The following is a 12,936-nucleotide window of genomic DNA, read 5'->3' on the forward strand; positions in this document are numbered from 1 at the left end:
CAAGGCCCGCGCTACTCAGGCTCCGGCGGATGTCAAGACGCGGGCTAAAGCCCGCGCTACTCAGGTCCGCGGCCGATGTCAAGACGCGGGCTAAAGCCCGCGCTACAGGGTATAGAGCGGTATTTCCAGAAACTCTCTCAAACCATCCGCCGCCCCTTTACCACTTGATCGTCAGCAATCAGCCCGTCACGCACACTGATAATTCGCTCGGCGTATTGTGCAACATCATGCTCGTGTGTGACCAAAATGACAGTAATTCCCTGTTCGGCGTTAAGTCGCTGAAAAATACCCATAATCTCAGCGCCGGTACGGGTATCGAGCGCGCCCGTTGGCTCGTCAGCCATAATGATGCGCGGTTCATTCACCAATGCCCGCGCAATCGCGACGCGCTGCTGTTGCCCACCCGACAACTCATTCGGACGGTGATGCAGACGGTCTCCCATACCTACTGCTTCCAAAGCGCGCTGTGCTCGTTCCCGGCGATCAGGACGCCCTCTGCCATAGAGCATCGGTAATTCAACATTCCGCAACGCCGTTGTGCGTTGGAGCAACATATATTGCTGGAACACAAAGCCAATCTTCTCGTTACGAATAATTGCCAGTTCATCGTCACTCAGTTCGCCAACATTGACCCCTTCCAGCAAATACTCGCCTGACGTTGGTCGGTCAAGACAACCGATAATATTCATCAGTGTGCTCTTTCCACTGCCCGACGGTCCCATAATTGCGACCATCTCACCCTGTTGAATACTGAGCGAAATACCCCGCAGCGCGTGGACTTCGGTTTCGCCCATAATGTACACTTTTGTGATGTTGTGTAGTTGGATAAGTGGGATCATAGTTCCTCAAATGCTCATCAAGCCGTCTTGCAACATCGTCTGATCACATTGTACTTGAAATCATCTTGTGCCAATCTGCTAGGGATGCTAACTGCCAGTTCCCGATCCGGTCTCAGCCACCGTTACCACACCGTGTAATGATAGGTGAGACAGGTTCCTTCAATAGTACGGCCAACAACTGTCTGACACCGATTTGTCGCAAAGACTGGTATAATAATGTCAATAATATGACGTGATACAATTGCTTTTTGTTGAGGTATTTATGACCGATTCGACTGCTGCCCGTCCTTTAGAGATGGATAAAGCCTACGAACATCGTCTCGTCGAGCAGCGACTCTACGCATGGTGGGAACGGAGTGGTCTTTTTGCACCGCGTGACGATGCGCCGCGGCCACCGTTTGTTATTTCCATTCCTCCACCGAACGTTACCGGTGAGTTGCACCTCGGTCACGCGATGTTTGTGGCGATTGAAGACCTGCTGATCCGCTGGCGCCGTATGCAAGGCTACCAGACGCTCTGGGTACCTGGTACCGATCACGCCGGTATTGCTACCCAAACTCAGGTTGAGAAGTTGCTCGAACGTGAAGGTACCTCGCGCCAGGCAGTTGGACGTGAAGAGTTTCTGCGCCGTACCTGGGAATGGAAGGAAAAGTACGGCGGTGAGATTACTCGTCAGTTGCGCAGACTCGGTGCCTCGTGCGACTGGTCGCGTGAGCGGTTTACTCTCGATCCCGGTCTTTCGCGGGCAGTACACACCGCATTTAAGCGGCTCTACGATGATGGTCTGATTTACCGCGGTACCTATCTAGTCAACTGGTCACCGAAATTACAGACCGCAGTTAGCGACCTTGAGGTCGAATACGAAGAACGTCAAGTCTCGATCTGGTACGTGCGCTATCCAATTCGTACTGCGGATTGGTCTGGCCCAACAGTACCCTGGGGATCGGGACAATGGGCAGCCGGTGCAACCGAGTTTATCACCGTGGCGACGACACGCCCTGAAACGATTCTGGGTGATACAGCGGTAGCCGTTTCACCCGGTGATGCACGGTATGCTCACTTGGTTGGCAAGGAAGCTATTCTGCCGGCGTTAGGCCGTCCTATACCGATTATTGCCGATGAGTACGTCGATCCCGAATTCGGTTCTGGGGCGGTCAAGATTACGCCAGCCCACGATAAGAATGACTATGAAGTCGGTAAGCGCCACCACTTACCGATGATTAATATTTTCAATCCTGATGCCACGATCAATGAAGCGGGTGGACCTTACGTGGGCCTAGATCGCTTCGAATGTCGCAAGGCCATCCTGGCCGATCTCGAACGTGAGGGTCTCTTGGTTAAGACCGAACCGCATAAGATGAATGTTGGCATCAGTCAACGCGGTGGCGAAGTGATCGAACCACTCCTTTCTGAACAGTGGTTTGTGCGTACCCGTCCGCTAGCCGATCTGGCAATTGCCGCTGTGCGCGATGGGCGGGTGCGGATCGTACCTGAACGATTTGAGAAGGTCTACTTTCACTGGCTTGAAAACATTGAAGACTGGTGTATCTCGCGTCAGCTCTGGTGGGGGCATCGCATCCCGGTCTGGTATATGCCTGATGGCTCGATCGTCGTCCCCGACCCCGATGAGCCGCCACCGGCTGAAGGTGTGCAAGACCCCGACGTCCTCGATACCTGGTTCAGCTCTGGCCTTTGGCCCTTCAGCACGCTTGGCTGGCCCGATGATACTGAAGATTACCGTCGTTTCTATCCCACCAGCGTGATGGAAACCGGGTACGACATTCTCTTCTTCTGGGTAGCCCGGATGATGATGATGGGGTGCTATTTGACCGGTCAACCACCCTTCCACACGGTTTATCTCCATGGCCTGGTGCGCGACGAGCATGGCCGTAAGATGTCGAAGACGTTTGGCAATGTGATCAATCCTCTCGACATCATCGAGCAGTACGGTGCTGATGCGCTGCGTTATACCTTGGTCACCAGTGGTACACCTGGCCAGGATGTCAATCTCAACCCGCAACGGATCGAGTCGGCTCGTAATTTTGCTAACAAAATCTGGAATATCACTCGCTTTGTGATCGGTAAACTGGATGGTCTGCCGCGTGACGAATCGAGCAAGGTTAGTCTCGAGTCGTTGCAGACGGAACCCTATACCCTCGCCGACCGTTGGATTCTCTCACGCTACGCCCGCCTGGTGGCCGAAGTGGATCGCTTGCTGGAAGGGTACAATTTCGGTGAAGCTGGGCGACAAATTCACGATTTTCTCTGGGGTGAGTTTGCCGATTGGTACGTCGAGATTGCTAAAGTTCAGCTCGAAGGTGATGAGCAGCGTACCTTGTTGACCCGCAAGGTTCTCTATACCGTTCTCGACGGAAGCTTACGTTTGCTACATCCCTTTATGCCCTTCGTCACCGAAGAGGTTTGGCGGTATTTGACCGAGGCCTACCAACGCTCTGATCCAGAACCAACGATGCCGTTCAACGAACTTGGTCTACGTACCTTGAGCTACGCATCGTATCCGACACCGATGGTAGGTTTTCAGGAAGAGGCGGTTGAAGCCGATTGGAAGCTGGTGCAGGAACTCATTGTTGCCATTCGCAACGTGCGCAGTGAGTACAAGGTCGAACCGGCAAAATGGGTGGCAGCGACTATCGTAGCCGGTGAACGTACTGACCTCTTACAGTCACAGGCACCACTGATCAGTCGGTTGGCTCGCATAGCTATCAATGATCTGGTGATTGTTCCTGAACTCAACGAGCGTCCTGCGCAGGCAGCATCAATCGTGATCGGGGCGGTCGAATGTTTCCTCCCCCTGGCCGGTATGATCGATCTGGCTGCCGAACGGGCACGGCTGCAAAAAGAACTTGCTCAGGCTGAGGCTGATGTGGCTCGTCGCACTGCACGCCTGAATAACGAGAGCTTTACCAGTAAAGCCCCCGCACACGTTATTCAACGTGAACGTGAAGGACTGGAAGCAGCGCAAGCCGCTCTGGCCCGCCTCCGTGAGCGTCTTGCCGAACTTTCCTGAAAGGTGAGATTCCTCCGGTAGCTTTCTGCTCTCCCAGTTGCATTTGTAGGGGCGATGCGGTACATCGTCCCTACGATCCTTCAACGATAGTATCGGCTGTAATGTGCCATTCTGCCGGCGTATGAAGCCGGTAGAACAGCATACCGCACAGGATCGTGACTTCAACGACCCCACTGGCAACTGTGGCAATGGGAACGGCCAGAACACCGACTGTTGGCCACAACGCCATCGCTACCCCCAGCCGACTGAGCAATTGGGCAGCATTGGCCATCAGTGGTGTGCGGGCATCACCAAGCGCAACCATCGCCCGTCCGCTGATCTCAACAATGACGTAAATCGGTAGGCCAAGGGTAAATACCTGGAGAATAGCAAAGGTCAGATCGCCAGCCGCACTATCAAAGGCTCCACGCTCGAAGATCAGTCGGATCAACCAGCGACCGCCACCGATTAAGGCCAGCGCACTGAAGGTGGCGAGTATGACGGCGATCCCAACAGCAGTAAGCCAGCGCTGTCGAAACAGGGCACGATGACGGTTTACCGCAGCCGCAGCCAGATAGGGAAACGCAGCCTGACCAATTGCCATGCCACACAGCCGTTGCGGTAAGTTACCGAGCAAGAGGGCGTTGTGCATTGCGCCCAATCCAGTTGCCTGGCCGCCTAAACTGGCAATCGCAGTATCTACGATAGCGTTTCCATAGTTGATCGTCCCTGAAATCGCACCAGGTATCGCCAGGTGGAGAGTCCCTCGTACCAGTGGATCGCGCAGATGCCATGCCGGTCGCAGCTTGAGCCGATGATGCCAGAGGCCGGGGATCAAGATTACCAGTTGGATCACCGAATCTCCCAGCGAACCAATAGCCGCCGTCACGATGGTCGGTTCTGGCATAAGCAGAGTCAGAATAATCATCGTGTTACGTAAAGCAATTCCTGCTGCTGGTAAAAAGAACTGACCACGAGCAATCAATACCGCACTGAGAACACCTTCAGCAGTGAGGAGCACGATTTCGGCAATCAGGATGCGCGTCAGTAACGTCGCGAGTGCTTGTGTTTGCGGATCAAGACCCGGCGCAACAATCCAGCGCAGGAGTGACGGTGCACTGAGCCAGAGGGTAAAAGTAACCGGTATGGCGACCACCAGCATCAGGGTTAACATCCGGCTGACCAACAACGAGATGGCACGTCCATTCTTGCGCGCTGCGATCAGAAGGTGGGGAACAAGGGCATTGGTTAAGGCACCACCGGCAATCAATGTGCTAACCGTTTCCGAAAGTCGAAACGCCGCGTAGAGCGCTGCTGCTTCTTCACCTACTCCGAAATGAGCATTAAAGAGGATTTGCCGGACTACGCCTAGCGCTGCTGAAATGAGAAAGGCTGCCATGAAGATAAGCGAGCCTTCTGCCGTTGAAAGGCTAAGCGTTGGCCAGGCGTACCACGGCGTTGTTCTGAGACGTTGCCAGATCATAAATGAATGCAGTCCTGATGTAACACAATGGCTTTTCCTGACAATGACGGCTTTTGTTGCCGAGAATGAGCGATAGTCTGAACCGCTCTCTATCGTAAGGTTCGGGTAAGCGTCTCTTTCTGAACGAGGCAGTACAACCGCTCACGAAAGTGCCATTGGCTCTAGATGCGTACAATTTCCCCCTGCCAATATGCGTGCTGGTTGTCATCATAGCAGATATTTGATCCGTGTCGATTATAATAGAACCAAATCATACCTGACCGTATCTGTCAGAGTATCAGTGCGACGAACACAATTCTTTCAAGACTGCTATGATCTGCCATCGCATCGGTGAGCAGCAAAGGGCATCATGCACATGGGTTCTATCCTGCCAACCCCCCGACTCTTGTTTCTTGTCTTACTAGCGACCCCACTGATTGCCGGTGCAGCATTTGTCTCTTTTCTCAATTGGATAGCAGTGCTCTATTTGCTAGTGGTCGGCGGTATTCTGGTCAGCGATGTTCTGTTATCGCCACAACCCGATCAGATTGAAGCTGAGCGATTGCACGACACTCGCTTTTCACTGGGAGCCGACAATCTTATCACCATACTGGTAACCAACACCAGTGCTCAGCCACTACGGTTTACATTGCGTGATGAATACCCAGTTGAGCTGCCGGTTGATCGTGATCTGTTGTCGGGTGTTGCCGAACCCTTTGGTCTGTGCGAATTACGCTATCACGTGCGTCCACAACGGCGCGGTGATTATCAATTTGGCGACATTGTCATGCGCTACGAAGGCATACTCGGCTGTCACCAACGCCAGGTACGCTTTCCGGCCTCCCGACCGGTGCAGGTGTATCCGAATCTGCTTGAAGCGCGCAAGTACGATCTATTGGTGCGACGTGGTCAATTGCAGACCATAGGCTTGCGTTCGATCCGACAGTTAGGTCAGGGGGGTGAGTTCGAGCACTTACGTGACTACACAACTGATGATGAGTATCGTCGAATTAACTGGAAGGCAACCGCTCGTCGGGGCAAGCCGATTGTGGCCGAGATTGAAGCCGAACGCAGTCAACATATCATCTCGGTGATCGATGCCGGTCGATTAATGACTACTCCGGTTGCCGATCCGTTAAATCCAGCCGATCCCGGTTTAACCCGCCTCGATTACGTGGTCAACACAGCCCTGATGCTCAGCTTTGTGGTTCTCAGGAAGGGTGATCAGGCCGGGATGCTGACCTTTGCCGGTAAGGTTGAGCATTTCATTGCCCCACGTAAAGGCAAAGTACAATTTCAACGCCTGCTCGAAGCGCTCTACAATGTGCAATCACAGCCGGTTGAAGCTAACCTGAGCGCTGCCTTACATTACATCGAACAGCACCAACCACGGCGAGCATTGATTGTCATTTTTACCGATGTGACGAATCCATCGGTCGTCCAACCACTGATCACGCAAATTCGCCGCCTGGCGCGTCGTCATTTACCGCTTCTGGTTACGATCAGCGATCCCAACATAACCGGTGTAGCCGGACGTCCGGTACGTGATAGTCAGGGTCTGTTCCGCCGTTTGGTCGCTGAGCAGTTGGCCGATGAGCGCCGCACCCTTCTCGAGCAGATTCAGCGCAGTGGCGCGCTCACTCTTGATATACCGGCGACTGAGTTGACCGTTTCGGTCGTCAATACCTATCTGCGTCTGAAAGAAGAGGCACGGTTGTAAGGAATATGATTCATGTTGTTCTGATGTTGCTGCTTGTATTCAGTCATCTGTACCGTGTGGTGCCTGTGCAGGCGCCACCGGTACGAACCATCGAGATTGGTCGTTCCGCTGAAGGACGCCCAATCGAGGCGGTAGTGTTTGGTGATGGTTCCCGTAAACTGGTGGTCGTCGGCGCCACTCATGGCGCTCCTGAAGCCAATACCTATCGCTTAGCACTGGCCCTGATCGAGCACTTTCGCGCTCATCCCACTGAAATACCGCCAGACGTGCGGTTAGCGATCATTCCGGTGCTTAATCCTGATGGGCTGGCCCGTGGATGGCGTTTCGACGCGGCTGGAGTGGATTTGAACCGGAACATGGACACCTCTCACGATACCTGCCCAGAGAATGACTGGCGACCTCGGGTGCAGGGTGCACGCGGTATTGTCTCGGATACTGGTGGACCCTACCCAGATTCGCAGATTGAAAGTCGTATCATCCGGGCTTTTCTCCTCGATGCAGCAGGTGCCATCTTTCTCCACTCTAACGCAGGGCTGGTCTTTCCGGCCAGTTGTGAGCACTCACCTTCGATTGCGATGGCACAAATTTATGCCGCGGCAGCCGGTTATCAATACACCCGTTTCTGGGATCGGTACACGATCACCGGTGGAATGCACGATTGGGCTGCCGGTTTGGGAATTGCAGCGATTACTCCTGAACTGCTGACCGGCGACCAAATCGAGTTCACCGAGAATCTGGCCGGTTTGCGCGCCGTGCTGAGGCATTCCGCTGAAGTATTACCTTTGCCTGAAGCGGGAATGATTAACGAAATACCGGTACCGCCTGTCATCTACCGTTTCTGGCGAGCAATGGGTGGTGAAGACCGTTTTGGGGTACCGTTGGCTCCGGCGACGGAAACAACCACTGGTATGCGTCAACGCTTCACACGAGTAGTCATCGAAGTTGATGAAACCCAACGCGACACGATAACCTACGTTCGTCTGGCCGCAGTGGGTAAGGAGGCAATGATCGCGCTGGCCTACGGTGGTGCTGACGCCACAGCGCCACCCATCGACTGGTCATCAGGACCCTTCGCAGAGTTTTGGCAACGTGGCGGTGGCCAATTTGTATTCGGTGATCCACTCAGCACACCGTTCACAGGCCGGCTCAGCGATGGCACGAGTCGCCTGACCCAATATTTTACCCGTGCTGTGTTTCTCCTCGAACCGGCGAATGGTCGGATTGAGCTTGCTCCACTTGGACTGTGGGATGCTGCTCGCAACCAACTGGCAGTGCCGGTCGTGCAACATACTATTCGCTAGTTGTTTCACCAACAACTGTTACCCGCCCACATGCCGGACAGGTCCGCGCTTCAGGCTGCTGCACCGGTCCACCGGGTAATCGCACACCGCACGGGCACACATAGCCAACCAACCGGGCCGGGTTGCCCATCACTAGCCCGTAATCGGGAATGCTGCGCGTCACTACCGAACCGGCTGCGACCATGGCAAAACGCCCAATCGTGATACCACACACAATTGTTGCATTAGCACCAATGCTCGCTCCATACCGCACCAGCGTCGGCGTCACCGTCCAATCCTCTAACCCCTTGAGTGTGCCATCGGGATTAATCGCACGCGGTGTCTTATCGTTGGTAAAACAGGCGTGCGGGCCTACAAACACCCCATCTTCAATCGTTACCCCACGAAAGACGGAAACATTACTCTGAATCTTAACCCGACTACCGACTTTTACACCGGCATCGAAATAACAGCCTTTACCGATGATGGACTCACTCCCAATGCTCACATCCTCGCGAATCTGAGTCCAATGCCAGACACGGGTATTATCACCGATGGCGGCTTTCGGATCGACAGTTGCAGTTGAATGAATAATTGCCGGACTCATTATGCTTTCTCCTTAACAAATGCAATATTAGGACAACCGACTGCTAATTCTACTTTATCACAATGGAATCGATCCTGAACAGAACGATAGGAGCAGGTGTCTAACCCGCTCCATTGGAGTAAGGTTCAACCGAATTACCACGGTCAACTTTTCAGAGCCTGATCAAAAACCGGAATTTCTTATTGGGAACGTACCGTGCCCGTGTACCCATTGCGTGAGGGGCCAACGTTCTTCTTCTCCAGCCCCCACCTTCCCCCTTCCGCTTGCGACAGGGGACAACGGCGAACGGTGCGGCCCTACCATCCCCCCTTCCTCGCCCCGTGGCGAAACGACAGGAGACAACGGCGAACGGTGCGGCCCTACCATCCTTCCTCGCCCCGTCGAGAAACGGCAGGGGACAACGGCAAAAGGTACAGCCTCCTACCATCCCCCCTTCCTCGCCCGCAGCGCGGGAGAGGAAGGGGGGCTAGGGGGGAAGGTGAGGGCCGCCAAGCCCGCTCCGCAGCACCAGCGCTGACACCGGTTCCCCCCGTTCCATCCATCAGGATGCGGGCCAGCGGCACGCACTCCCAGCACGCAACCATTGCGTGAGGGGGCCAACGTTCTTCTTCTCCAGCCCCCACCTTCCCCCTTCCGCTTGCGACAGGGGACGAGGGGGAAGGTCAGAAGACACTATAGATACCCCCTTATCCAGTGCAAAATCGCCGGCACATCAACCTGTTCAGGAAACGTTGTATCTACCGTAAGGAGCGGTCCACCGAGTGGTAATGGCTCAATAGCACCCCGAGTTCGCACCAGCTCGAGATCGGTGGGAGAGCAATCGTCGCAGTGACCGGGATGCCGCTGCTGCTGTACAACGCGCCTGAGAATACGTTCAACTAACACTTCACCATCGGCAGTACAGCGAATTTGGATGGGCTTAAAAGGAGCAACAGCGTGCAAGTACAGCATCCGTGCTGTATCCAGATCAGCGCGAAAGTTGCTTTCTGCAATGAGCGATTGACCACTGCTCAGAATCGTTGCAGCCGTATGGTAAAGGATTGAAATCGCTGTAGCCCCAACGCTTCGTGACCATTCCCGATCCGACCAGCCCAGCCCATCAAACATCAACTCTTTGAACGTATCCTTGCTCAACAACGGCAGGCGCAGGCCACTGGCCAGCGCCCGTGAGAGCGTTGTCTTACCCGTTGCCGGATGACCGGTAACGATGATCAACGTTGGTGTCTGTACATGTTTCATCATCCGTAGGGGCAACGCACCGCGTTGCCCCACCATTGTCTGCGGAAAAGAACCTTCCCTTCCTGACAAGGAAGTAAGGGTAAGGTCAACCCGCTAACGATGGATAACCGGCACAAAAATTTCGTAACTAGATGGCAGTGGATTCGGCGGCGCGGTAATCGTAATCGTGCGAATAATCCCATTCGGCGGTGAGACATTTTCACCACGATTATTACTGCGTCCTTGTGCATCTTCACCCGCCATAGTGTTGTAGTCAACTACGATACCGATATCATACGTCCCCGGTTCACCGAATATCTCATTCCAATTAACCGCGCCACCACCCTGCGCCTTTATCCACTCGCTCAGCGCAATGGAGTATGTTGCACCCGGTTCCATCGCACTTTTCGGCACCTGGGCACTGACGGTCGCGCAGGAAGGTGTAGCACTATCCCCAGCATTCGGATCTGGCGCCGGTACGGCCGTTAGTGCTGGCGTGCTAGGATTGGTGCGACGTGCAATGCAGAGATCGACGAAGAAACTACCTCCACCACTCGCCGCAACGACACTGCGCGTTGCTGAAAGACTATTGTTACGCAAATTGCGCAACCTGAGCACAATGTTGGCAAATCCCCCACTGTTTGTTTGCACATCAAACTCGTCGATCAGAATATCGGGTTTGGCAGCAACTACCTTCTCGACCGCAAAGTAGCGCAAACGTGGCGTAAAGGTAGGTAGTCCAGGGTCCTGTAAAAATTGCGCCCGATACTGCATACAGGTTGCTTTGATCTCTTCATCAGGGAAAGCATTGATCAAGCGTACCTCGTTTTCACCATTCATTGAACGCAGAGGCGATGACGTATCACCATCAAGATCACGCCAGCGCGAGGGATTTGTTGATGACGTGGACGGATCAAAGTCACTCTCACGGCAGGTACCGCTGGTCACCACTGCCCGGAATTGTATCCGAATGTCAGCATCAGGGTTTTGTGTTGGCCGATTCAAGTCCGTAGCCCACTTGATCGCCAGCAATCGCGAGGTTTCGCCACTAGTCAGCACCGGAAACGGCTTCGAGTAGTACCAACCTTCCGAGACGCGGGTGGTACCGGTTGTCTCATTTGCACCGCCAACACCACCAACGAAAATGGTTTTGGTCGGTTGGTTACTTTCATTTGACCCACCAATGACGTACATCCATGCTGCATTGGCCTGAGTTGTGCCATTAGAAGGGGGAACCGCTGGCACCAGCGCAACTGCCGCATTAAGCCGCCTATTTGGTAATGGTAGGACATAGTCGCTGGTTTCATTGGTCCCAACGAAATAGTTGCCACTCGCAGTCAAATCCTCAAGCAAGAACTGGTCATTATAAATAGCGACCGGAATCGTGGCAGTAGCTCCAGAAGCACCTGGCGTACCGGTCGCAGTTGAGCCGGTAACATAGTAGAGCCGATTGTTAAAGCTGATACCAGTCACTCCTTGCCGGCCCTGAATATTGATCGGTTGCGTACCACCACCGCTCGTGCGAGCAACCTGATTGGTCCAGGTTAGCGTGCCGTCGGTCGGGTTCACATCGGCACGGCGTACTGACGTGTTGAGCGTATTACATTCAATATCAATGCATCCGCCCAGCAAGAAGATAGCATCTTTCTGTACCGGAACACCACTTTCAATGCGGGTGGTGCTAGTAGCAATTGCCGTGCCAGAGTGGATCGTAAATGGGAGATCGGGGAGTCTGGCCCATACGGTCGCCGCGCTAGCGTTGGTCGGATGGACGAGATTGCCGTTATTATCAACTTTTGTATAGAAGACGTGTGGATATATATCCTCCTGCAAAAATTGACTCGGGGCAATACTAAGGCCACCGATAGCATAGATGTAATCAGTACCATTGCTGGTGCGTACATGCACAACCTGTACGTTCTGAATGCCGCGCAGATCGGGTGAATCGGGATTAGTAATGATATTTCCGTTAATATCCAGCGTTGGGAAGCGCCAGTTATTGGGTGCGATCCAACTCACGATATTGCCACTTGCGTCAATAGTGGCCCGCTGCACGATGTTGGTGGAGAAATCGTAGGTTGCGCAACGCTGATCGTACATACTTCCGCCGATAATAAAGATATACCCCAAGTTGGAGCCGGTCGTCGCTGGAACGGCTACCGCTCCGGCCCGTGAACGTCCGGCCAGTGGTGTATCTGTAACACATTCAGGGCCGGGATCAACGGCGGGAATGGAAAATGCGGTGAAGGCATCATTACCTGGTGGAACTGGATCGCGAGTTTCCAGACTCCCAGTCTCTTGATTAACTACCCCACGGTAAACGTATCGAGAACGGTTTTCTTCTCCTGGATTCGGGCTGGTTGCGCCGCCAATCACAAACAAATATCTGCCAAGGCTCACCACCGACGCATCGCTGAGCGGCTGGGGTAACTGCGCCGCGGCGATTGACCATTTGTTGCGATTAAGCGCACCGGCTGGCGCTAGTTCAACTGCACCAACTACATCAGGGTTACTGGGCGATCCTGGCGATGCAGCAACAACAGTGCGCTGAAAAACGCCATCAGCAAAATCGGCCTGGGAGTTATCAATGATTTCCAGTGTTCCATTCTCGTCATCAAGGGCACGAACTGCCGGCGGCAGAGAGACCAGCAGCCAGACCATGACCATACCGATCACTGCAATAATGCATAGCGTGAGTGATCGCTGAAATTGCCGGGACATTCTCATAGGGTTCCTCCCCAGGAAGTCGTGGGAAATGTGAAGTTGAACTGGTTGAGATCAGGGTATCTGGACTTACCAGCCT

8 protein-coding genes are annotated in these 12,936 nt (G+C 54.0%); 3 read left to right on the forward strand and 5 right to left on the reverse strand.

All coding sequences use genetic code 11. The annotated features are described in order from the left end of the window. Positions 1-137 precede the first annotated feature (137 nt). On the reverse strand, positions 138-839 hold the full coding sequence (locus JE47_RS0102805) for an ABC transporter ATP-binding protein (RefSeq protein ID WP_031458292.1): 702 nt from the start codon (positions 837-839) through the stop codon (positions 138-140). A 262-nt stretch (positions 840-1,101) separates the two neighbouring features. Between JE47_RS0102805 and JE47_RS0102810 the strand changes: the two genes are divergently transcribed. Continuing rightward, a complete protein-coding gene (locus JE47_RS0102810) occupies positions 1,102-3,867 on the forward strand; it encodes a valine--tRNA ligase (protein ID WP_031458293.1) in 2,766 nt (921 codons plus the stop codon). A 70-nt stretch (positions 3,868-3,937) separates the two neighbouring features. On the opposite strand, the gene murJ is transcribed toward JE47_RS0102810, so the two are convergent. Next, complete coding sequence (gene murJ / locus JE47_RS0102815) at positions 3,938-5,329, reverse strand: murein biosynthesis integral membrane protein MurJ (RefSeq protein ID WP_031458294.1); 1,392 nt, start codon at positions 5,327-5,329, stop codon at positions 3,938-3,940. Between the two features lie 349 nt (positions 5,330-5,678). Here murJ and JE47_RS0102820 point away from each other — a divergent pair, with 349 nt between their 5' ends. Then, positions 5,679-7,028: a DUF58 domain-containing protein gene (locus JE47_RS0102820; protein WP_236631113.1), complete on the forward strand. Its 1,350-nt coding sequence runs from the start codon at positions 5,679-5,681 to the stop codon at positions 7,026-7,028. A 5-nt stretch (positions 7,029-7,033) separates the two neighbouring features. After that, a complete protein-coding gene (locus JE47_RS0102825; protein ID WP_031458296.1) occupies positions 7,034-8,329 on the forward strand; it encodes a M14 family metallopeptidase in 1,296 nt (431 codons plus the stop codon). Here the strand turns inward: JE47_RS0102825 and JE47_RS0102830 are convergent. The 3 genes from JE47_RS0102830 to JE47_RS0102840 all read right to left on the reverse strand — a co-directional run bounded on the left by JE47_RS0102830 (position 8,319) and on the right by JE47_RS0102840 (position 12,854). After that, complete coding sequence (locus tag JE47_RS0102830; protein ID WP_031458297.1) at positions 8,319-8,915, reverse strand: acyltransferase; 597 nt, start codon at positions 8,913-8,915, stop codon at positions 8,319-8,321. The genes JE47_RS0102825 and JE47_RS0102830 overlap by 11 nt on opposite strands. 672 nt (positions 8,916-9,587) lie before the next feature. Beyond that, positions 9,588-10,154, reverse strand: coding sequence for an AAA family ATPase (locus JE47_RS0102835; protein WP_031458298.1), 567 nt, complete (start codon positions 10,152-10,154; stop codon positions 9,588-9,590). 93 nt (positions 10,155-10,247) lie between these two features. Then, positions 10,248-12,854 carry a hypothetical protein gene (locus JE47_RS0102840; RefSeq protein WP_236631114.1) on the reverse strand — a complete coding sequence of 869 codons (2,607 nt, stop codon included), beginning with the start codon at positions 12,852-12,854 and terminating at the stop codon, positions 10,248-10,250. Positions 12,855-12,936: the final 82 nt, after the last annotated feature.

The sequence above is a fragment of the Chloroflexus sp. MS-G genome (assembly GCF_000735195.1).
GTDB lineage: Bacteria > Chloroflexota > Chloroflexia > Chloroflexales > Chloroflexaceae > Chloroflexus.

What these genes read in the sequence shown, in the direction of transcription:
- JE47_RS0102820 (WP_236631113.1), top strand. Translation starts at nt 5,679, where the DNA reads ATGCACATGGGTTCTATCCTGCCAACCCCCCGACTCTTGTTTCTTGTC.
- JE47_RS0102805 (WP_031458292.1), bottom strand. Translation starts at nt 839, where the DNA reads ATGATCCCACTTATCCAACTACACAACATCACAAAAGTGTACATTATG.
- JE47_RS0102810 (WP_031458293.1), top strand. Translation starts at nt 1,102, where the DNA reads ATGACCGATTCGACTGCTGCCCGTCCTTTAGAGATGGATAAAGCCTAC.
- JE47_RS0102830 (WP_031458297.1), bottom strand. Translation starts at nt 8,915, where the DNA reads ATGAGTCCGGCAATTATTCATTCAACTGCAACTGTCGATCCGAAAGCC.
- JE47_RS0102835 (WP_031458298.1), bottom strand. Translation starts at nt 10,154, where the DNA reads ATGAAACATGTACAGACACCAACGTTGATCATCGTTACCGGTCATCCG.
- murJ (WP_031458294.1), bottom strand. Translation starts at nt 5,329, where the DNA reads ATGATCTGGCAACGTCTCAGAACAACGCCGTGGTACGCCTGGCCAACG.
- JE47_RS0102840 (WP_236631114.1), bottom strand. Translation starts at nt 12,854, where the DNA reads ATGTCCCGGCAATTTCAGCGATCACTCACGCTATGCATTATTGCAGTG.
- JE47_RS0102825 (WP_031458296.1), top strand. Translation starts at nt 7,034, where the DNA reads ATGATTCATGTTGTTCTGATGTTGCTGCTTGTATTCAGTCATCTGTAC.